16 protein-coding genes are annotated in these 20,886 nt (G+C 62.2%); 3 read left to right on the plus strand and 13 right to left on the minus strand.

The window, feature by feature from the left end:
• Positions 1-14 precede the first annotated feature (14 nt).
• The 7 genes from MJ606_RS07345 to MJ606_RS07375 all read right to left on the minus strand — a co-directional run bounded on the left by MJ606_RS07345 (position 15) and on the right by MJ606_RS07375 (position 11,035).
• Positions 15-359: a hypothetical protein gene (locus MJ606_RS07345; RefSeq protein ID WP_243048834.1), complete on the minus strand. Its 345-nt coding sequence runs from the start codon at positions 357-359 to the stop codon at positions 15-17.
• 1,890 nt (positions 360-2,249) lie between these two features.
• Positions 2,250-3,311 (minus strand): fimbrial protein, encoded by a 1,062-nt coding sequence (locus MJ606_RS07350; RefSeq protein WP_243048835.1) that lies wholly within the window; start codon positions 3,309-3,311, stop codon positions 2,250-2,252.
• Between the two features lie 194 nt (positions 3,312-3,505).
• A complete protein-coding gene (locus MJ606_RS07355; protein ID WP_243048836.1) occupies positions 3,506-4,483 on the minus strand; it encodes a fimbrial protein in 978 nt (325 codons plus the stop codon).
• Between the two features lie 155 nt (positions 4,484-4,638).
• Positions 4,639-7,326 (minus strand): fimbria/pilus outer membrane usher protein, encoded by a 2,688-nt coding sequence (locus MJ606_RS07360; RefSeq protein WP_243048837.1) that lies wholly within the window; start codon positions 7,324-7,326, stop codon positions 4,639-4,641.
• A gap of 201 nt (positions 7,327-7,527) precedes the next feature.
• Positions 7,528-8,277: a fimbria/pilus periplasmic chaperone gene (locus MJ606_RS07365; RefSeq protein WP_243048838.1), complete on the minus strand. Its 750-nt coding sequence runs from the start codon at positions 8,275-8,277 to the stop codon at positions 7,528-7,530.
• A 133-nt stretch (positions 8,278-8,410) separates the two neighbouring features.
• Complete coding sequence (locus MJ606_RS07370) at positions 8,411-8,956, minus strand: fimbrial protein (protein ID WP_243048839.1); 546 nt, start codon at positions 8,954-8,956, stop codon at positions 8,411-8,413.
• A gap of 441 nt (positions 8,957-9,397) precedes the next feature.
• Positions 9,398-11,035: a Na+/H+ antiporter gene (locus MJ606_RS07375; protein ID WP_243048840.1), complete on the minus strand. Its 1,638-nt coding sequence runs from the start codon at positions 11,033-11,035 to the stop codon at positions 9,398-9,400.
• 380 nt (positions 11,036-11,415) lie between these two features.
• Here MJ606_RS07375 and MJ606_RS07380 point away from each other — a divergent pair, with 380 nt between their 5' ends.
• Complete coding sequence (locus MJ606_RS07380; protein ID WP_243048841.1) at positions 11,416-11,748, plus strand: hypothetical protein; 333 nt, start codon at positions 11,416-11,418, stop codon at positions 11,746-11,748.
• An 85-nt stretch (positions 11,749-11,833) separates the two neighbouring features.
• On the opposite strand, the gene MJ606_RS07385 is transcribed toward MJ606_RS07380, so the two are convergent.
• The gene (locus tag MJ606_RS07385; protein WP_243048842.1) at positions 11,834-12,511 is read right to left on the minus strand and encodes a molecular chaperone; all 678 of its coding nucleotides are present in this window, start codon (positions 12,509-12,511) and stop codon (positions 11,834-11,836) included.
• Between the two features lie 313 nt (positions 12,512-12,824).
• On the minus strand, positions 12,825-14,546 hold the full coding sequence (gene poxB, locus MJ606_RS07390; RefSeq protein WP_243048843.1) for a ubiquinone-dependent pyruvate dehydrogenase: 1,722 nt from the start codon (positions 14,544-14,546) through the stop codon (positions 12,825-12,827).
• A 243-nt stretch (positions 14,547-14,789) separates the two neighbouring features.
• On the opposite strand from poxB, the gene MJ606_RS07395 reads away from it, so the two are divergent.
• Both MJ606_RS07395 and MJ606_RS07400 read left to right on the plus strand, forming a co-directional pair.
• Positions 14,790-15,935 (plus strand): NADH:flavin oxidoreductase/NADH oxidase, encoded by a 1,146-nt coding sequence (locus MJ606_RS07395; protein ID WP_243048844.1) that lies wholly within the window; start codon positions 14,790-14,792, stop codon positions 15,933-15,935.
• Between the two features lie 179 nt (positions 15,936-16,114).
• Complete coding sequence (locus MJ606_RS07400; RefSeq protein WP_243048845.1) at positions 16,115-16,759, plus strand: 2OG-Fe dioxygenase family protein; 645 nt, start codon at positions 16,115-16,117, stop codon at positions 16,757-16,759.
• Positions 16,760-16,824: 65 nt separating this feature from the next.
• Here MJ606_RS07400 and MJ606_RS07405 read toward each other — a convergent pair whose 3' ends face one another.
• From MJ606_RS07405 to MJ606_RS07420, 4 genes are all read right to left on the minus strand, one after another.
• A complete protein-coding gene (locus tag MJ606_RS07405) occupies positions 16,825-18,153 on the minus strand; it encodes a hypothetical protein (protein WP_243048846.1) in 1,329 nt (442 codons plus the stop codon).
• A 151-nt stretch (positions 18,154-18,304) separates the two neighbouring features.
• Positions 18,305-19,099, minus strand: a complete 795-nt coding sequence (locus MJ606_RS07410) for a TOBE domain-containing protein (RefSeq protein WP_243048847.1) — start codon at positions 19,097-19,099, stop codon at positions 18,305-18,307.
• Between the two features lie 107 nt (positions 19,100-19,206).
• Positions 19,207-19,851, minus strand: a complete 645-nt coding sequence (locus tag MJ606_RS07415; protein ID WP_243048848.1) for a nucleotidyltransferase family protein — start codon at positions 19,849-19,851, stop codon at positions 19,207-19,209.
• Positions 19,848-20,882 carry an XdhC family protein gene (locus MJ606_RS07420; protein ID WP_243048849.1) on the minus strand — a complete coding sequence of 345 codons (1,035 nt, stop codon included), beginning with the start codon at positions 20,880-20,882 and terminating at the stop codon, positions 19,848-19,850. The genes MJ606_RS07415 and MJ606_RS07420 overlap by 4 nt, the downstream gene beginning before the upstream one ends.
• Positions 20,883-20,886 lie beyond the last annotated feature (4 nt).

The following is a 20,886-nucleotide window of genomic DNA, read 5'->3' on the forward strand; positions in this document are numbered from 1 at the left end:
GCACTGAGCTGTGCTCACGGGCTCCAGTAGCCCAGCACCGCCCCGATAGAAAAGCCTATAAGACCTGCACCGAGAACACTCCCAGTGGCGATGCACGCCCAAAAAAGCCCTGGCTGCCTCGAGCGGCTCACTGGGCGATGGCAAAGGAACGTCCACCCTGTTCTGGCATCCATGATTGTGAACAGAAGAATCGCGAGGCCAATAAGCAACCAACCCCACTCCTGCGAGGCCACATCGGCCTTCTTACCGCTCAGGTAGATGCCACCGACTGCCAGCGCGGCGCATAGCAAGGTGCGTCCGGTCGGAAAGGATGGACCTTCGTCCTCGACAAGCGCGGTTTGAACTGTCTTTTCGGTCATCAAGGACCCCCTGCCTCTCCGGCCAGTGTAGCGTCCGCTCCGGGTCGGAAGCGGACATGCAACGCCTCCGTTAAGCGCGACAAATCTGGTCGCCTTAAATAAGAACTAATCTCGATTCGCACCGAACTTCCACCATGGCCTCTTAGTGGGCACCGGTGATGCAGGAGGGTCGTTGTGCTTAAACGATGTCTTGAAAGACACATTGCCGTCTTTATGGGTAAAGCTCACGGTCGCCTCGGACCAAGCATTACCTTGGTGCGCCATGCGGACGTATAGCTCATCGATCAGGTCGCGGAGCTTCTCTGAGATCGTTGCCGTTCCGGGCTGATCCTCAGCCTTTAGACGGTAATTTATCTGCATACCGTCCGACTCTATCGTGAGAGTCCCATGCGCCCATTCTGCCGGAACACAGTAGATGACCTCAGTGACCAGCCGAGTGATTACCTCGGAATATTCCTCGATGCTCCTCATACCTTCCCCCAATTGAGCCTAGCTACCTGATAGATGCGAGCGCGCCCGAGGTTGTACATCTAGGCGGTCCTTTCCAGCGGTGATTCCAGAAGTACTACGAGTTCCCGCGTATCCATTTGCCCCCCCTGGCATCCCTTAGGCCGATGTCCGTTCCGGGTCGAAAGCGGACACGTCAATGTTCGCTTAGCGCCCTCAGAAGATCCGCCTTTAGTGAGCCGTGCACTTCGCTCTGTATATCCGAAATGCGCCATCCCATTGCTGTCCGCTCTAGAAAATAGGTGAGGCGAACCCGTGTCTCAGCCACTGGCTTGCACGGCTGCGCCGGCACGCACGCAGCATCCATTTCGACCCTCACAACGTACGGGTCACCCGTGGCTTCGATGTTGACGTTATAGAACCCGGAGGGATCCATGTTGTCCCAAAGCGGGTCGTAACCCACCCAGTCAACAGCGCAATCACTCCCCTTGCATGCCCTGGACTTGACCCAAATGGCGGACAAATCGCTGTCCAGATATTGCTCGAGTACTGCTTTTGGCGCGTCCCCGATCCAAGGCCCTGGCCCGTCAATCATGGTTGCCTCCCATGAATAGTCCCGGTAAAGCCTTTTCACGGTGTCGGTCGCTTTCGACTCGGGCGTCGAAGCCCATGAACCACCGCTCAGGAATGCCAGCCCAGTCACAAACAGGCCAACGCGCCATAGGTGCCGAAGAGTGCCCCCCCCTTTGAAGCCAACCCCGACAATGTCCGTTATGGGTCGGAAGCGGACTTTTCATGGGGTCGCCTCCTCACATCAGCCTGGCACCCAGATAGCTCCAAACCAAGGCGCCAAACATCGCACTGGCTGCAAATATTCGAACGGGCCAGACTTGATGGTAGCCGCCAAGTGCATCCTTATATAAATAGAAATATGCAACTCCAACCATCACGGCCGAGCCCACACCCAAGGCCCATGCCAAACGCCCAGGGCGGCTGGGCATCTCAAGGCTTGAAGCTTGGCTATCCGTACTAGATGGCACTTTCAGTCCACGGACCTTAGAAGCTCGGACTAGGTAGGCGCCGACTATGCACAGAAGGACTCCCAAGGACCGGAGTACAAAGTCATCGAAGTAGACGGCTAGAAGTAATGCACCTGCCATGAGCACAACGATGGCCAACACGCACGGGACCAATCTCATCAGTGGCTCCCCATAGGTCATTAAACGACCGATAGTCGATAGCAGTAAGAGTCTGCTCCAGGTCGAAAGCGGTCTCTTACAGAATATAGCCGTAAGAGACCGCCGACACCCGCTGGTCAGCACCGGCGAGGTGTTTAGCGCTCACTGGAACAGGTGTTCAACCTGACTGGAATACGCCCTAACGCGGCCGCCTTAGTCCGGTGCCAGCGGTCTTGGATGCAAGGCGGCCAGCCTTATCACTGCATTACTGGTAATCCAGCAGCACTTGCATCTGACTGCTTACCGATCCAGGCGTGATGGCACTTCCGGTCTGGATATATCGGGCGATAAGGGGAACGGTCCACGAACCGGCCGGCTTAAGCGACGAGGTTATCCCCACGGCGGTGATCGAGTAACGAAACGGCAAGGGTGATCCACTCGTATCGGTCACCTGGATACCGATGCCAGAAGCGGTGGAGCTTGCACTCAGAGGCAGCACGCCATTGGCGCTGGTGCTGGTAATGGCGCAAGGATTGGGTATCGATGTCGTGGGGCAAACCGCCGCGCCCACGGGGATGAGGCTATAGCCTAGCCGGCCCCAGCCGGCGGGACAGTTGTTGAGAAACAAGGTGAAGGGCTGCGTGCCCGTGGTGCTGCCCACGCCGTTAAACTGGTTCGACGTTACCGGAGGCAGGGTAATGGTCTGGTCTGGCACCGTACATGTGCCCTGGATGACAAGAACGGAGTTCCATATCCCCACCCTGAAACCATTCCTCTGGGTCGGCAGGGCGTTTGTCGCACTCGCGTCGACGAACCAGTATTGATAGTTTCTACCGCCCTCGGAGCAGCAAAGACCCATGTTTTGGCTGGTGAGCGGTTTTCCATTGGAAACAACCTGAAATTCCACGGGTTGATTGATGATCACGGGTTGGCCGGACCAGGCGAAACCCGCCGACAGCTGCCCGTTGATGACCACTTGCGTACAGAGACCGGGGTTGGTGGTTGGCGTGCAGGTCGGTCCAGTGGTGTTGGGGCTGGAGGAACCGGCTTGAACCTGCCAGAAAGACGCCACGCTACATTGCGCGGCACCGCACAGGTTTTGCGGCGTAAGGTAGTCGCGCGTCAGCACCGTGCCCGCCGACGCCTGCGGAATATTGAGGTTGCCAGTTTGATTCGTGAAAAAATGCCAACCACCTTTCAAACTGTTTTGGTCGGCATGCAATGGCGCCGACAAGGCCGCCAGGAGGCCCGCCAAGGCCCACCATCGCCGCCCGCGTAAGCGTGGTCGAGACAGCCGCCATGTCGCCACGAAAGAACACTTGTTCATATCAAGTCACTCCTCATGCCTGTTGGCATCAAGCGTCTTACTGATATCTCACCCAAGCCTGGGTTGATGCGAAGCACATCGGCCAGTCGATGCCCCATCGCGATTTACCTTATGAAGGCGAGGATGGTTGGTCCTGGAAGCCATGCCCATCGCACGCCGCATCATCGACACGGCCGCGCGATGCCATCGACCACTTACTGGTAATCCATCAACACCTGCATCTGGCCGTTCACCGTGCCGGGCGTAATCGTGCTGCCGGTCTGGATATAGCGCGCGCTGAAGGGAAGGCTGTACAAATTACTGGGCGCCGTCTTCGAATAGGCGCTCAGCGGCAGCGACGTATTGAAGGTTGCCGCCGAGCCGCCGCTCATGACCTGGATACCCACACCCGTCGCCGTCGAACCTGCGCTGAGTGGCAGCTCGCCGGCATATTGGGTCGCCGCACTGCCGAGCGGTTGCAAGGTATAGCCCACCCGATTGAAACCCGCGGGGCAGCCGGTGAACTGGATGCTGAAACTCTGGCCGCCTGCGGGGGTGCCTGGGCCGGCAAATTTTGTGGAACTGACCCCCGGCAGCGTGACGGACTGACCTGGAACCGTACAGGTTCCAGCGATGGCCTGGACTGTTGCGGCCAGAAAGAACTGGTAGAAAGGGCCTCCTCCAGTAATATTGCCCAAATTAAAAGTGAAGTAAGCGGGAGAACTGCTTGATGTGCCGGACAGCCCCTTCAAGGAGCCTCCGGTAATAGTCTCGCCGGTGGCCACCAATTGAATCTCAACGGGACGAGTGATGACAGCTGTATAACCCGTAACCGCCGGTTGCCCATTAATGAGCATTCGAGTCGTGAGGCCTTTGACGTTAGTCTTGACATCCGACCCGCTAGTAACTCGATCGTTTCCGCCGTAGTCCCACAACTCCAGACGCTGTGACGGGCATTGCGTCGAGCCGCATATGGTTTGCGTCGTAACGTAGTCGCGCGCGACCACTGTGCCAGGAGCAACAGTCGACGGCACATTGATCGTTCCTTGGCCGAATACATAGGCGGCAAATGCCGGCGACGACAGCGTAGACATCAGCAGTACCGCTGCGACACCGAAACCGGTTCGCCTCGTGCGTGATTGACGCGCGATCACCGTCCATGCGCAGCGCAATGCGGAAAAATACCTGTTCATAGCGAATAAAACCTCATGGATTCCACCGGCGTTCGACGCAAGCCTTGCCTGTGCTGTTGGCCGTGCCGAATGTGGGCCGGACGCATGCGGTATCGGCGGTCCGATACCAGGTCACGGGAATAAGTTGACGTAAGCGTGTTCATGGCGAGCACCGCTTAGCCTTCGGATGCCAATGCGGCGGACTGGCTGCCCTGCCCCGCTGCCTTGACGGCCACGGGGCTGTGCCATTGACCTGCCACGCAGGTCGCCTTGATCTGCTGGTACGAGTCGGCCTTGCGACCCTTTTCGCGGACAGGCAATTCGTAGTCGATGCGGCACTCCGTCGGCGCGGCGTCCGACCACTTCACCGTCAGCTGGCCCTTGTCGTTCAGGCCGCGCGCCAGGATCTTGCTGGCCTGGCCGACCACGCCGATGACCTTGCCGCTTTCGTCCAGCACATCCGCACCGAACGGCAGGGCCGAGCCGTCCGCCTGCAGCGCCTTGATCACCGCCGAGCGCCCCACTTCCGTGGCGAACGGAATCATCACCACCGAGCCCGCGTGCGGCGCCACCTGCTGGCTGGTGGACTGCAGCTCGACGTCGGTCGAAATGCCCTTGGGGTCGATCATTACCGTATTGGCGCTATACGGGGTCAGGTAGGGCACCACCGCATAGCCGTTGCCGTCAATCTTCAGGCCCGGCTGATTGAGCACCTGGGCGCCTTCCGCACCTGGCGCCTGCACGATGCCGAAGGTCTCCGACACCGGCTGCGACAGCGAGATGCCGCCGGGGTGCGCAACGATGGCACCACTGATACCCAGGGAGCCTTGCGAATAGCCGTTGCCCGCCCCGATGCTGCCGTTGAATTCCGCATGGGAGTCGCGATAGGTCACGTTGGCGCTGCCGCCCGTATTGGAATTGCCGCCGCCTGACGAATGATTAGCGGAAATGCCGTAAGACAGGCTGTTGTTCTGACCCGTGGTGCCCGACAGGCTGGACTGCAGCGCGTTCTGGCCGCCGGCATGGGTGATGCCCGTGGACAGCGACATGGGCCTGGTTTCGCCTAGCGGAATGGTGGCGCTGGCGTAGTACTGCGTATCCATCCTGCCGTTGGCATTGCGCTGGCGCGTGGCCTGTACGCTGTAGCCAATGCTGCGGAAGTTGTTGTTGTAGCCCAGGCTGAAATCGACGTCCGAACCACTGCGGTTCCAGTAGTCCACGGTGGACGCGGATAGGGCCAGCTGTCCGCCCGAGCCACTGCCCAGCTGCTGCGAGAACGTTACCGAGGCCCGGTTGCGCATCCGCCATACGCTGGTGCTGTCGCTGCCGGGCAGCCGGCGATCCATGTCGCGCGCCTGCGCTGCGGTCACCAGGTCATAGAAACCGCCGGTGGAATAGCGATAGGCGGCAACGGCGATGTTGGAGCCGGTTTCCACCACGTCCTTGGAGTAGCTGACGCGCGTGCTGCCGCCATCCATGCGGCCCTGGCCGGGTATGCGCGTGGCGGCCTGCGTGTAGTCGAGGCCAAACGCACCCAGCTTGGTGTTGAGCACGGCGCCGCCCATGACCGCGCCATAGCCTTCCGCGGCATTGGCACCTGCATAGCCCGTCACCAGATTGGAAAAACCATGCTGCCAGGTGGCCTGCGCAAAGACCGGATCATTGGAGTTGGCCATGCGCAACGTGCCGGCCGTGACGCTGTAGCGGTTCACGCCGGGACGCAGCGACAGCGGCACGGCGGCATAGGGCACGTTGTAGGTATGGATGCTGCCGTCAGCCTCGGTCACCGTCACGGTGAGGTCGCCGCCATAGCCGGTGGCATAGAGATCGTTGATCTCGAACGAGCCCGGGGCCACCGTGGTCTCGTAGATGGTCATGCCGTTCTGCGTGATGGTGACCTTGGCATTGCTGTTGGCCACGCCACGCACCGTCGGCGCATAGCCGCGCATGGAGTCGGGCAGCATGCGATCGTCGGTGGCGATGCGCACGCCGCGAAAATTGACCGAGTCGAACAGTTCGCCCGAGGTGGACGACTCGCCGATGATCAGCTGCGACGTCCATGAGGGAATATCGCGCTGCACATAGCTGGCGATGCTCTGGTATTTCTGATGACCCTTCGAAGACCAGGTGTAGGCGCCGTTGTGGCGCAGATGCCAGACGTCCACGTTGAGGCCGCCAGTGAGGCCCAGATAGCCGGACGTGGTGGTGCTGCCCGACGAACCGTTGGTCTTGTAGCGGAATACGTTGGCGTTGTAGTTGAGGAAGCTCGCATCCACGCCCTGTTCCCAGTGCTCCGGGCTCACATAGCCACGTGGTGCCCGCTTGAGCGAGACCTGGGGAATGCTAAGGTCCAGGCGCTGTTCGCCGAAGTCGAACGTGCCGCTAGACCCATCCACCGCCTGGTCGATGGTCAGGCAAGCGTCCGACTCGTCGAGCTTCGACTGCACCTCGGGCGACAGCTTGGCCACGTCCACGCCGGCAAGCGTCAGCGCCTGGCGATCGAAGCAAGCCAGTGCGTTGGCGTTGGCCGGCGCATGCTCCGCCAGCTTGAACGGCATGTCGGCACGACCAATCCACAAGCTGTTGACGTAGAGATCCACGCTATAGGTGCCGGGCAACACCACGTTGCCCTTCTCGAAGCGGGAAAGATCGACGGCCTTGCTGCTGCCTTGAAGCATGAACCCGCTTTCGAACTCCACTTCGCCACCCGGCGCAGAAGCGTCCGCGCCCGTGCTGGGAACAGCGACGGCAGCGGCGGCGTGCGCCATGAACGGCATTCCGGACAAGGCCGATAGCAGAAGAACATACAGCGTCTTGCGGCGCGGCAAGTTGTACGTGTTGTTGGTACGAAACGTATTCTGCATGGCCTCAAGCACCTACGTGCCCTCGTTTTGGATGCGAACAAAAGTTGGAAGCAAACGAACCCTGACGACCCTGTTTCGACGCAGGATTCGTGTTGCGATCAACGCGGTGTTTCTGCTGGTTTACGGGGTCGCTCGGGGCGACATGCCGTCGAGCAATGGGTAACAAAGCCGATGAGGATGACCCATCGCTAACGCATTCGACTACGGCACCCCCAGTGCACGGGTAGCGGTTACGCCGGAACCGTAGTCATTGATGCTGGTGTACTCGACCTGGGCACCCGAACCTGGCGATGCTTGCAGGTCTGCGATCGGGAACAACCGGGTGTCACCGGGTGATACGTAATTGCTGCCGGCGTCGTACGTCTTGCCGCCCGCCTTCAAATTCACTTGCCCAAAGCTGACGACGTAAGGCGTGGGGTTGCTTGCCTTCAAGGCGTAGCCCTTGCCGCTTTCGCCAGGCACCACGGCCCAGCTGACCTTGCCCGGCGCCTCGTCCGGCTTGCCTTCCAGCCCTTGGGGGCGAAACATCACCTTGATGCGCGAGCGGAACGCCAGCTGCAGCTTGTTGCTGTCGGCAGAGGTCTGCGCCTTCGGCGGCACTTCAAGCACGTTGAGCCAGAACATGGTTTCCTTGTCCTGCGCCAACGGCTCTTTCGAATAGATCAGGCGCAAGGTCTGGCCCCTGCCCGGATCGAGCCGGAATACAGAAGGCGCCAGCACGAAGGGCACGTCGATGCTGTCGGGCGACGCATTCGCCTCACCCTTGTCCAGCCATGTCTGCACCAGTGCGGGTGTCTTGCCATCGTTGGTGAGCTTGATGGTGACCTCGCGTTCCTGAGCGGGGAAGATCACGCGCGTCGCCTCAATCACGACACTCGCCTGGGCGACGCCAGCGACAGAAACCGCTGCCAGGGCACCCACCAGACATAGCTTTCGAAATACGTGTTTCATCTTTAAGAGTTCCAATCAAAGGCATCAGCGGCATAGAGACCTGCCAGGTGGAGTCACCGATGCGGTGAGGTAGCCAAAGGCCAGTCCGGGCCGCAGGAGCCTCCCCGTTGCCGGGGAGACGCCTGCCTGAGGCTTACTGGTACGACAGGGTGTAAAGCACGCTGGAATTTGCCGAGCCCGCCGAAACCGTGCCGGCGGTGGAGATGTACTGGGCATAGAAATGCAGCGTGGCACTGTTGCCGGAGATCGGGACGAGGTCGGTGTTCTGGCTGCCGTCAACTGCGTTGGCCAGGATAGGCTGGGACAAACTGTTGAGCAGCTGGATTTCCACATTGGAGGCCACGCCGGTAGTACCCGAGAGCAACAGGTAACCATTGGACGTGTCGACGTTCGGGCCTTCGAAATGCGCGCGGACACTGCCGCTGCCCCCGCAGTTGGCCAGGGCGATCTGGAATGCGGTCTGGCCAGCGGTCTTGCCAGCGCCGCCGTTGAGCGTAGTGGCCGACACCACCGGAAGTTGGACGCTCTGCGAGGCCGGTGACACGCTGCCGTTGATCGTGCAGGTATTGGCGGTGACCGAGCCGTTGAAGGTGATGGTGCCGTCAGCCGCATAAGCGGCTGGCGCCAGGGCGACAACACCTGCAGCGGCAATCATGGCGGAGAGGAGAAGCTTCTTCATGGATGTACTCACTTTATAAAGTTGATGGTTGGACGGGTTATCCCCATGAAATGGGCCGCAGCACAGCCACACCACCCAACCAGCGTGGAATTCACTGCACTCCAGGACGCCATTCCCTAGGCGGGATATCGGATAAGCGCTCCCCCAAGGAGGCCATATCGCAGACCCGCACCGCAGCGAGGGTTGCCAGATGGATCGACGTGTGAAACGTTCGACTTACCCAACGAGAAGGTTAAAGATCGGTGAGCCCCAAGAAGATCGGACGATGCCTAAAAATCCAGGCATTGCCGCAAAAACCCTCCCGAATCAGCAAGAAGGATCGTGGCCAGATCATGGACAAGAAGTGTTTGAGCAAAACGCTCGCGCGCAAGAACGGCAGTTCATGGCGCGCTACCGGATGCCATCAGCAACCGGGGCAAGCCGCTTCGACAGCGGTAACGCTCAACCCGCCGTCGAGCGGATGCGAGCTTCCTGCATATCCAGCAATCGAACTTGCTCACGAGCCAACGTATCGGAAATACGGTGAGTACGCGCGAGATGAAAAACGGCTTCGCGTGATGCCACGATGGCGCCAAGTCGCATGCGACGCTCGATCTCGGCTTGTCGCGCCAGTTCGTCCACCGAGACACCTTCGTCGGGCTCGCCAGCGCGCTGGCGCAAGACCTGGGCCAGACTATCCGCCACCCTGGCATACAAGCCCGCATCACTCACCGGGCTTTCGGCTTGTTGACGCGCAATGCTTTGCAGCGCCGCTTCGAGCATGGCGTCCTGGGTAAGCGCGCGCTCCTGCTCCGCTCGCCCGCTATCCGGGAATTGCAGGCCATGCAACAGGCGCGGCAAAGCGATGCTGGCCAGCAGCAGCGACAGCATGATGACCAGGGCAGCCAGCAGAATCGCCAGGTTGCGCGCCGGAAACGGCGAACCGTCCGGCAAGGCCAACGGCAGCGTCAAGACACCGGCCAGCGTAACGGCGCCGCGCACGCCCGCCAGCGACATGGCAAGCACAAGTCGTAGCCCGATAGGCGGCACATCGTCTCCCCTGTGCCTGGCGCGCTTCACGTTGATCCACAGCGACGCCGATACCCACAAAAATCGGAGGAACACCAGGCCAACACAAATCAACACGCCGTAGGCAAGCAACCAGGGCGGCGAGTGAGCGCCGCTTTCATGGGCGGCCTCGGATAGGCCGGCGAGAATGGTGGGCACTTGTTCGCCGAGCAGCACGAATATCACGCCGTTGAGCAGAAACCGCACCATGCTCCACGCCGCGTGGCGCGCCATGCGCGTTTCCGCCAGGACGCCGCCGGACATCTCGGCATAACTCATCACGATGCCCGCCGCCACCACGGCGAGAATGCCCGAGGCGCCCACGCGCTCGGCGACGTAGTAGACAAAGAATGGGGTCAACAGGCTCAACAGCACTTCGGTGCCCTGATCCTCGCCCAGGCGACGGGTGATGAACTTGCGCGCCTTCGCCACCAGATAGGTAAGACCGGCACCCACCACCATGCCCGCCACGGCAACCCACAAGAACGACAGCGCTGCCTGCCGCAGCGAGAACGTGCCGGTCATGACCGCCGCCACGGCAAAACGAAATGCCACCAGCCCGCTGGCGTCATTGAACAGCGACTCGCCCTCCAGTATCGCCATCATCCGCTTGGGTATGGCGACCTTGCGGGCAATGGCGGCGACCGCCACCGGATCGGTGGGCGACACGATGGCGGCCAGCGCGAATGCCACCGGAAGCGGCACCGCGGGAATGCTCCAGTGAATCAGGTAGCCCACGCCGATCACCGTAAAAAAGACCAGGCCGAAGGCCAATTGCAGGATGGCCGATGAATCCCGCAGCACGGCGACCTTGGATACTCGCCAGCCATCCAGAAAAAGCAGTGGCGGCAGAAACAGCAGGAAGAAGATGTCCGGTTCGAGCACCACGCCACGTTGCAACACGGCGGCGATGACGAAACCGAGCGCCATCTGTACGAACGGCAGTGGAATGGCCACGGGAAGCAGGCGAACCAGCATGCCACTGAGCAAGACGGCTACCAGCATCGCGATGATGACGGTGAAAGTATCCAACGTTAGCCACCCCGTGTAGTCGAAGCGTCGAAGGCGAGCCCGCGGCGCGCGTCGGGGCGATGGTCAATCGCCCATGCCATCTTGCGGAACGATGGTAGCGAACGCCCCATGCCGGGGCCAATGATGCGCCGCCGATACCGAGTTAATCGCTTCTTCTTGTAGGCGTAAGCTGAATCGATATCGGGATACAAAGCATTAATTCTCATTACACATCATCGCTACAACCGCTTCGAGAAAGTGGCATGGCAACAACTGCAAGGCAGCCGTCGACGCCGTGGGGTCGACACGTTCCCAGACTCTTGGAAAGAGCGCTTTGCCGGATATGCAGTTGCGGCACCGTGGTCCCATTGATGGACCGTACAAACCGAAAGGAAAAAGCGATGAACATCTCCAAGCGCAAACTCACGGCGTTACTGGCGTTGCTTATCAGCACGTCCCTGGTCGAGCAGGCTTCTGCCTCCCACAACACCATTCACTTCCGCGGCGCCATTGTCGAAGCAGCCCAATGCCTGCCCGCCACGCCGTCGCGCAACGCCCAGCCCTCCCTCGCCGTCGTATGCGGGCGCGATCAGCTCGCGTCCCGCGTCACGACCCAGGTGGATAGCCACCTTACCGTCTGGAGCCAACCCGAGCACGGCGAGCAAGGCATCACGCTGCATGAGATGGAACATGCCGACTCGGGTGACCATCTCATCACCCTGTCTTACTTCTGATGCGGCAAGGAACCTGCCGGGGCGGATGTTTCATTGTTCCGCCCCGGCCATGCGCAATGCCCTGCCCCGAAAGCAGGTGCGATGGCTAATGAACCACTTTCGCCCTGACTGCCATTGCTCCGGATAGCTTCGCCCGATAGGTATTGACGCCGCCGTAGTCGTTGATGCTCTGGAACGTCAACGGCGCATCGGTGGCGGGCGAAGCGTCTTTCAACGGAAAACGGGTGGATTCTCCCGGCGCCAGCATGGTCGGCTTGGCGATGCTGGCGCCGCCCAGGGCGATGCGGTTGATGGACACGTTATATGCGCTGGCATTGACCACCTTGAGCACAGGTACGCCACCCTCCCGGCCGATGGTCCATTCAAGTTCGGTCGGCGCGTTGGCTGCCGAACCCTTCAAGCCGGCGGGACGGAAGAACAGCTTGATGCGCTGGCGAACCGCCACTTGCGGCGCCTTGCCTCCTTTGGCGGCCTCGGGAATCTCCTGCACGTTCAACCAAAGGACGGACTCCCTGTCCTTGGGCAGGGCGTCCCCGCTCTCCGCGTACTGAACGCGCAAACGCTGCTGCGCATTGGGCTGCATCTTCGCCAGGGGCGGACTGACCACCAGCGGGAGATCGCGCGTATCGCCCGGTGCGTTGCGCTCTATCCATGATCGGATCAACACCCTCGACTTGCCGTTGTGCACCAGGATCGAGGCACTTCTGTGCGCATCATCGAGGACCATGCGCGTGCTGCTCAACGAGATGGCGGCCTTCGCCATTGTTGCGCATGCCAGCGTGGCCACAACCATCACGCAAGCGGAAAGATGACGGATATACGGCACCGATGGCATGAAATCCTCCAGAGAGACCCTGGGAAACGCGGCATCATGCGGACTGACGCGTACCCGGGACACAAGTGGTTGGGCTGCGAGGTGTCGGGTGCGTCGATGACGCACTCCACGTCCAGCGCCAGTCAGGATTTCGGAAAGCAGCCGCTACGGATTTAAGACCAGGCTTAAAAGCAGCAAGAGCCGAAAGCGGCAGCTTTCTTGCGACGATACGGTATCGATTGACCCTCCCTCGCCCCGCCCGTCAGCGTCCGAAAGCGGTACGCGCCAGCTCGACGATCTCGTTGGCCTTGCCGTTGAGCACGGCCTTCATCATCCAGATGCTGAAGCCCTTGGCCTGCTCCAGCGTTATCTTGGGCGGCAAGATCAGCTCCAGGGGGTCGGTGACCACGTCGATGACCGCCGGACCATCATGCGCGAACGCCTGCCTGACGGCGTCGGCAAGCTGCGCGGCGTCTTCCACCCGAACGCCATAGATGCCCGCCGCCTCCGCCATCTTGGCGAAGTTCGGGTTGTCCAGGTGCGTGCCCATGGGCAGAAAGCCAGCGGCCTTCATTTCGATATCCACGAAACCCAGCAGGCCGTTGTTGAATATCACGATCTTTATCGGCAACTTGGACGCCCGCACGGTAAGCAGGTCGCCCATCAGCATGCTGAAGCCGCCATCGCCCGACATGGAAACGACTTGCCGGCCCGGGTAAGCGGTCTGCGCGCCAATGGCCTGGGGCACGGCATTGGCCATCGAGCCATGCAGGAAGGAACCCAGCAGGCGGCGCTTGCCATTGACCCGTAAATAGCGCGCGGCCCACACCGTGGGTTCGCCGACGTCGCAGGTGACGATGGCATCTTCCGCCGCCAGGTCACTGACCACTTTCGCCACCAGTTGCGGATGGATGGCGCGCTGGGATGCGTGGCCCACGGCCAGGGCATCCAGGTCGGCGCGTGCTTTCCTGTAGTGCTCCACGGCCGTCTTGAGGTGCGAGTCGTCCGATTTTTGCGACACGCGATCGAGCAGGCGCTTGAGCACGTCGGATACGTCGCCGATGACGCCCAGGTCAAGCCGGCATCGTTTGCCCAGGTTCTCGCCGCGGTTGTCGACCTGGGCGATGCGCGCCTGCTCGGGATAGAACTGGCGATAGGGAAAATCCGTGCCCAGCATGAGCAAGGTATCGCATGCCAGCATGGCGTAGTAACCCGAGGAGAAGCCGATCAACCCCGTCATGCCGACGTCGAACGGGTTGTCCCACTCGACGTGCTCCTTGCCGCGCAAGGCATGCACGACCGGCGCATTCAACCGGGAAGCCAGCGCCACCACGTCATCATGCGCGCCCGCGCAGCCCGCGCCACACAGCAGCGTGACGCGCTTGCCGCCATTGAGCAGCGCCGCCAGCTCATCGATGTCCGCGTCTTCCGCGACGATCTTGGGCAGCTTGGGAATCAGTTGCGGCGATGGCTTGCGCGTGCCGGCCTCACGCAATGCCACGTCACCCGGGATCACGATGACGGCGACGCCCTGCTTGCTGACAGCCTCGCGGATGGCCGTTTCGACGATGCGCGGGACGTGGTCGGCGTCGCTGATGAGTTCCGCGTAATGGCTGCATTCCTTGAACAGGACTTGCGGATGGGTTTCCTGGAAATAGCCCGAACCGATTTCCGTACTGGGGATTTGCGCGGCGATGGCCAGCACCGGCACGCGATTGCGATGGCAATCAAACAAGCCATTGATGAGATGCAGGTTTCCCGGGCCGCAGCTGCCGGCGCATACCGCCAGTTTTCCGGTCAGCTGCGCATCGGCGCCGGCGGCAAACGCGGCGACCTCTTCATGCCGGACGGGTATCCACTGCGTACGCTTGCGTTCCCGCAGCGAGTCGGTGATGCCATTCAAGGAATCGCCAACCAGTCCATAAATGCGCTCCACGCCAGCGGCCTCCAGGGTTTCAACCAGTCTCTCGGCTACGGTCGTCATGATCGCCTCTCTGTAAAAAGGAAGGCCCGGATAATCCCAGTGCCATGGTGATGGCGAAGAGAACGCCACTGCCACCCATCAGAGGCTGCGGCCCGGAGTTGCTCGTGAGAAATTGCGCGACCCCAGAGGCGTCAACGCGACGCAACCATCGGCACTGATAGCATGCGGCTTTCGGCCGTGCCGTTGGCGCTTACCCGTCCGGCATGGATCGTTACTCTGTTGGTCGGAGCCCAGGAGATCGACATGGCCCACCCCGCCCTGTTCAAGCCCATCCGCATTCGCAACCTCGAACTGTCCAACCGCATCATCATTGCGCCCATGTGCCAGTACTCGGCCCAGCACGGCTGCATGAACGATTGGCACCTGATCCATCTGGGCCAGCTGGCCCTGTCCGGCGCGGCGCTGCTGACCATCGAGGCCACCGGCGTGTCGCCGGAGGGCCGCATCACCTATGGGGACGTGGGCCTGTACAACGACGAAACCGAGGCCGCCATGCGCCGGGTGCTGGATGGCGTGCGGCATTGGTCGAACATGCCCATCGCGATCCAGCTCAATCATGCCGGCCGCAAGGCCTCGACCGAGGTGCCCTGGGCGGGAGGCGGCCCGCTGCCGGCGGGCGATCCGCATGGATGGCAGGTCGAAGCGCCCTCTGCCATTCCGTTCGCCGAGGGTTATCAAACACCGGTGGCGCTGGATGACGCAGGCCTGGCCCGCGTGCGCGAGGCCTTTGCCGCCGCGGCCAGGCGCGCCGCGCGACTTGGCATCGATGTGGTGCAGCTGCACGCGGCGCATGGTTATCTGCTGCACCAGTTTCTCTCGCCACTGTCCAATCAGCGCACCGACGCTTATGGCGGCTCGGTGGAAAACCGCATGCGCTTCCCGCTGGAGGTGTTCGACGCGGTACGCGCGGCGTTTCCTGCGGAAAAGGTCGTGACGGTGCGCGTATCGGCCACCGACTGGGTGGCTGGCGGCCTGGATGTCACGCAGATCGTCGCGTTTGCCAAGGCGCTTGAGGCGCGCGGATGCGATGCCATCCACGTTTCCAGCGGCGGCCTCGATCCGGCGCAGAAGATTCCTGTCGGGCCCGGTTATCAGGTGCCACTGGCCCGCGCGGTCAAGGCCGCCGTGGATATGCCCGTGGTCGCCGTGGGCCTGATCACCGAAGCGGAACAAGCCGAAGCCATCGTCGCCACCGGTGATGCCGACATGATCGCGCTGGCCCGCACCATTCTCTATGACCCGCGCTGGCCCTGGCATGCCGCGGCGGAACTGGGTGCGCAGGTGCGCGCGCCCAAGCAGTACCTGCGCAGCCAACCGTCGCGATTCAAGCATCTGTTCGACGTGCATGGCCCGACGAAACCGGAGCCATGGTGGCTGCCCGGCGAGTGATGCTGGAGCCCCATCGAATGCCATGATTGCCCCGCGGCGCCGCGATCCGCGCGCCGCGGGTATCAAAGGCCATGCGCATCGCCCATAATTCCGCGATGCTCAATCAACTTGAATCGGCGGCTTCGACGCTTCTCCATGAAGTAAGGCGCGATGGTTTTGCCTTTGTGGAAGCCGCCACGATGCGGCCGCTGCTGTCGTCGCTGGGGCCGTTGTCCGACTGGACGGACTTTGCGGATAGCTGGAACCATCTGGGCCCCGACCCGTACCTGGCGACCAAGGGTCGTTTTCGGCGCAGACGCCATGCGACGTTCTCTGCCGTCGCGCAAGGCCCGGTCGTTGCCGAACCGCATCAGGCGCATTTCCAGGCGTTGCAGTACAACGCGTTGCAGGGCGATATCCAGCGATGGTTCGAGCCCATCAGTCCATCGGTGGCGACGGGCGCCACCCTGCGCACCATCCTGCAGTTCTGCAACGCGTTCTTTGGCGCGCTGGCACCTGCGGTGCCACGCTGGCATATCGAGGTGCATCAGTTTCGCATCGAAGCGACCACCGGTGCGGCGGGCGAGCCGACGCCGGAAGGCAGTCACCGCGATGGCGTGGATTACGTGCTGGTGCTGCTGGTGAATCGCCAGAACATAGCCAGTGGCACCACCACCATCCATGCCCCCGATGGTCGACTGCTGGGCGATTTCACCCTGACCCATCCACTGGATGCGGCGCTGATTCACGACCCCAGCGTCTTTCACGGCGTGACGCCGGTGACGCCGCTCGTGGCCGATGCGCCGGCGTTTCGTGATGTGCTGGTGGTGACGTTCAAGGGGTAACGCCCGCGCTTCAAGCCCGGCGACCGTCCAGCCGCCGGGCCTGACCAGAAGAACGCCGCAGCGCGTCAGAACTTGTAGCTGATCATCAAGCGGTTATAGGTAAACGACTCATTGCCCGGGTTGAGGTTGTCGATGCCGCCGGTGGAGCGCTCCCAGCGATCGCGCAGCGTCAAGCCTTTCAGGTAGCCATCGAAGTTGTAGATGATGTCCGCGTAGATGTCGTGGCTGTTGCCACGCAGGTCGGTATCGTACTTGGCGTAGGCCGCCACCAGCTGCAGCTTCTTGTCGAAGAAGTTGTACAGGGCCTTGGCTTTCCACGCGTGTCCCGGGCCCTCTTCCACCAGGCCGCGAATCATCGAGGTGGTGTAGAGCGGGTCGGTAGCGTAGTTGGTGGTATACGGCGAGATCAGCGCGCCGCCGCCCACGGCCCCGGCCTTGTAGGCCATCTTGTTATAGGCCACATCGACACGGCCATCGAACACCGACGTGCCCAGGTCGGCGCCCCAGGTATCGTTGCTTACGCGCGTGCCCGGCAGGCCGAACAACTTGGTCTGCGTATTCACCAACACGTTGTCGGTGCCGGTGTTCTCGGTCACGTACTGCGCGGCAATGAAGGGATTGAACGGCGTGCCGGTCTTGAGCGTATAGCTGCCTTCCACGTAGCCCATGCGGGCGAAATGCATGAAGTCGTAGTACCAGGCCTGGGCCTTGATGCCATTGCCGCTATACGTGGTGCCGCCGGTCCAGGTGCCCGTGGCCGAACGTGCATCCGCCGGTAGCGAGCCGTTGTTGCCATACATCGAGTCACCGTCATAGGTGCTCGGGTAGTAGAGGTTGTCCGCATACATGCCGTTGGACGTACGGCTCTTCCAGTCGAAGCTGCGGATGCCATAGATATCCCAGCCATCCACCGGCGTGAACTTGGTCAGGATGGCGTTGTAGGACGAGGGAATCACACGGGAATCATTACCGCCCATCCAGGGCGTATTGAGGTACTGGAAGCCACCGCGCACCAAGACCCAGTCACGCTGGAACTGCGCGAACAACTGGCTGAAGGCACCGATCGACTGGTGCGGCCCCATCAGCGATACGTCGATCTTGGCCACCGTGTCGGACTGCGTGCCCAGCGAGTTGGCGGTAACGAAGGAACCGCCGAAGCTGAAACCACCGGCGAATGCGCCCGTCTGCGCATTGATCAATGCCGCCAGGGAGAAAGCGTGTGCGTCAGGCGTTTTGTTGGTGTCGTAGATGCGGGCGAAGTCATAGGCGCGCAACTCGCCATCGACATGCCCCTGCGTGAAGATGTCATCGAAGCTGTTGTCGTCGGCACTGGCTTGCATGCAGTAGGTGCAGAGCAGCGTTGCCAAGGCGGCGGCAAGAAGTTTTACTGACATGTCTGACGTCTCCCCTAGTGATGTAAAAGGCTGGCCCCGTGGGCGTTATATATGTCACTACATAATGGCGTCCATACGACTTTGCCACATGGGTGGCGCACGAGCCCGCATGAACTTGCGAAACAGCCAAGGCCTGGCCGGCAACGTCCGGTTAGTCCGTAGTGCCCAGGATGATGCTCGATGCCTTGATGATGGCGACCACCGCCGCGCCTTCCTCAAGATCCAGCGTCTCGATGCTTTCGTTGGTGACGATGGCGACGATGACGCTGCCGCCATCCAGCTGGATCGTCACCTCGGCGTTGACTGCGCCACGCGTGATCCGGGTTACCCGGCCGGCCAGTTGATTGCGGGCAGACAGTCGCATCGATTCACTGGGCAGCCCGATCAGCACGGAAGACGCCTTGATCAGCGCCATCGCCTCCCTGCCCGGCACCAGGCCCAGGTGCTGCGTGCTCTCGCAGGTGACGGTGGCCACGATGCGCTGGCCGCCGGCGATTTCCAGCTCCACCACATCGTTGACGGTGCCTTTGCGTACGACCACCACCTTGCCGGAAAACTGGTTACGTGCACTGGTCCTGATCATCAAGCGCCTCATGAGTGACAGGTTGCGGAGGGATGCCTCATCCAGCGTGCGGAACTGCTCGACGAAGCGCCGATGTTCGGCCTCCAGCAGCTTGAAAGCCTTGATCAACTGCTCGCCATACGCCGTCAAGCGGGTGCCGCCGCCGTACCTCCCGCCGGTGGCGCGGACCACCAGCGGCTCGTCGGCCAGGTTGTTCATGGCGTCGATGGCGTCCCAGGCGCCTTTGTAGCTCATGCCGACGGCACGCGCAGCAGCGGAGATCGATCCGGTTTCACCGATCTTGGCCAGCAGCTCGATGCGGTCATGGCCGCCCAGCGTGCGATCGCCCGCCTGCAATGAAAGCATGCCCGTCAGTTGGAACATGGATCGCCCCCTTCCCCGGCACGTCATCATGTTGATGCCGAGTCTAGCGGCATCGGTCGATGAAATAGGCGACCGGGCCGACAGCCGCCGCACGACGGCGGCCCTGTTCACGGAGCCTGCGAGGCCAAGGCAAGGCCGGCCAGGCGCCGGCGAATCCGTGCGTAGTCGTCCGGCGTATCCATGTCGGTGGTGCAGCGGTCGTGCCCCACTTCGTAGCGAACGACGTCTTGCGGGTGATCCTCGATCAGGTGGCGGCAGCCCGGATTGACCTGTCCACTGAGAACCTCGGGCACGCGGCTGGCGGCGAACACCACCGGGTTGCCGCGCTGGCCGTCATGGTACGGCACCAGGATGGCATCGCGCGGCAACGCCAGGAACGCCTGCGCCAGTTCCCGGTAGTCATCGGCCCGGAGCAGCACCATATCGGCGAGGCAGATCATCACCGCCATGCAAGGGCGAGCGAGCGCCGCGAGGCCGGCGACCACCGATGTCATCTGGCCTTCCGCATGGCGCGGGTTGTGGCGGAAGCTCAGCGGCAAGCCGATCAGCGCGGCCATCACCTCGCGCCCGCGGTGGCCGGTCACCACCACCACTTCCTCGGGACCGGCATCGAGCAAGGCGCTGGCGGTGATACGGACTGCGGCCATCTCGCCATCGCCATGGGGCAGCGGCAGCAGTTGCTTGAATGCCCCCGCCATCCGCGACGAAGCCCCGGCGGCCAGCAGCACCACGGAGAACGGCGCCGCACTCATGTGCCGGCGCCCTGCGGCTCGGGTTGACGCATGCGCGCGCCGATATCCAGGTACTTGCGCGGGTTGCGCTCGAACTCCGCACGGCACCCGGTGCAGCAGAAATAGTGGGTCTGCCCTTCCATGGTCAGGCTGCTGAGCGCCGTGGCGGGATCGACCACGGCACCGCATACCGGATTCACATAGCCGGTGGCGACCGCCTTGCCGGCACCGGGCGAACCTTCCTTCTCCATCGCCGAGGCGCCTCCGGTGGCGGCCTCGCGCCGGCCATGCCGCAAGGCCACCAGCCCGGTCACTGCGGCCAGCGCGATCTCATGCGGCGTCATCGCGCCCACATCCGGCCCGGCGGGTGCGTGCATGTCGGCAAGCCGCTCTTCCCCGATGCCGCGCAACGCCATGGCCGCGCGCAGGCGCTCGGCCTTGCGGCGGCTGGCAATCACCAGCACGGCACGGGCCGACGATTGCAGGGCGTCTTCCAGCGCCGCTTCATCGCCATCCCCTTGGGTGGCCACCAGCGCATAGGATTCCGGACGATCAAGCATGGAGACGTGCACGGCCTCCGCAGGCACGCCATGGGCCGCGGCAAACTCGGCGGTGTCGGCCACGGCCGAATCCATCAGCGTCTCGAAGCCGACCTCGCGCGCAAACCAGGCGGCAGCCCGGGCCACGGGCGTACTGCCGTACACGCGCAGGTGCGGCGTAACGGCCGCCGGCTGGATGAACAGCTCCACGTCGCCGTTGCTGGCGCACTGCATGGGCTGCACATCGACATCGCCCATCGGGTCGCCGCTGTTGCTCAGGCGCAGCCGTTGCGCATGCCCGGTGGCGATGACGCGCATGGCGGTGGCCTTGACCACGCTCTGCACACAGCCGCCACCCACCCAGCCATGCAGGGTGCCGTCGGCCTCGACGATGGCCTGCGCACCGACATAGGCCGAGCTGGGTGGCTGCACCGCAATCACCGTGACCCAGGCGTGCGGGCGTGACTGGCGCAGGTATTCGCGCGCGAGATCGAGCAGTTCAGGAGTGCTCATGGCC

This window comes from Dyella sp. RRB7 (assembly GCF_022761115.1).
In the GTDB taxonomy this organism is placed as follows: Bacteria; Pseudomonadota; Gammaproteobacteria; order Xanthomonadales; family Rhodanobacteraceae; genus Dyella.

Excerpts from the sequence above, each read along its gene's own strand:
- poxB (WP_243048843.1), bottom strand. The coding sequence starts at position 14,546 with ATGACGACCGTAGCCGAGAGACTGGTTGAAACCCTGGAGGCCGCTGGC.
- MJ606_RS07360 (WP_243048837.1), bottom strand. The coding sequence starts at position 7,326 with ATGCAGAATACGTTTCGTACCAACAACACGTACAACTTGCCGCGCCGC.
- MJ606_RS07370 (WP_243048839.1), bottom strand. The coding sequence starts at position 8,956 with ATGAAGAAGCTTCTCCTCTCCGCCATGATTGCCGCTGCAGGTGTTGTC.
- MJ606_RS07405 (WP_243048846.1), bottom strand. The coding sequence starts at position 18,153 with ATGTCAGTAAAACTTCTTGCCGCCGCCTTGGCAACGCTGCTCTGCACC.
- MJ606_RS07395 (WP_243048844.1), top strand. The coding sequence starts at position 14,790 with ATGGCCCACCCCGCCCTGTTCAAGCCCATCCGCATTCGCAACCTCGAA.
- MJ606_RS07420 (WP_243048849.1), bottom strand. The coding sequence starts at position 20,882 with ATGAGCACTCCTGAACTGCTCGATCTCGCGCGCGAATACCTGCGCCAG.
- MJ606_RS07355 (WP_243048836.1), bottom strand. The coding sequence starts at position 4,483 with ATGAACAGGTATTTTTCCGCATTGCGCTGCGCATGGACGGTGATCGCG.
- MJ606_RS07415 (WP_243048848.1), bottom strand. The coding sequence starts at position 19,851 with ATGAGTGCGGCGCCGTTCTCCGTGGTGCTGCTGGCCGCCGGGGCTTCG.
- MJ606_RS07380 (WP_243048841.1), top strand. The coding sequence starts at position 11,416 with ATGAACATCTCCAAGCGCAAACTCACGGCGTTACTGGCGTTGCTTATC.
- MJ606_RS07345 (WP_243048834.1), bottom strand. The coding sequence starts at position 359 with ATGACCGAAAAGACAGTTCAAACCGCGCTTGTCGAGGACGAAGGTCCA.
- MJ606_RS07365 (WP_243048838.1), bottom strand. The coding sequence starts at position 8,277 with ATGAAACACGTATTTCGAAAGCTATGTCTGGTGGGTGCCCTGGCAGCG.
- MJ606_RS07410 (WP_243048847.1), bottom strand. The coding sequence starts at position 19,099 with ATGTTCCAACTGACGGGCATGCTTTCATTGCAGGCGGGCGATCGCACG.
- MJ606_RS07350 (WP_243048835.1), bottom strand. The coding sequence starts at position 3,311 with ATGAACAAGTGTTCTTTCGTGGCGACATGGCGGCTGTCTCGACCACGC.
- MJ606_RS07385 (WP_243048842.1), bottom strand. The coding sequence starts at position 12,511 with ATGGCGAAGGCCGCCATCTCGTTGAGCAGCACGCGCATGGTCCTCGAT.
- MJ606_RS07400 (WP_243048845.1), top strand. The coding sequence starts at position 16,115 with ATGCGGCCGCTGCTGTCGTCGCTGGGGCCGTTGTCCGACTGGACGGAC.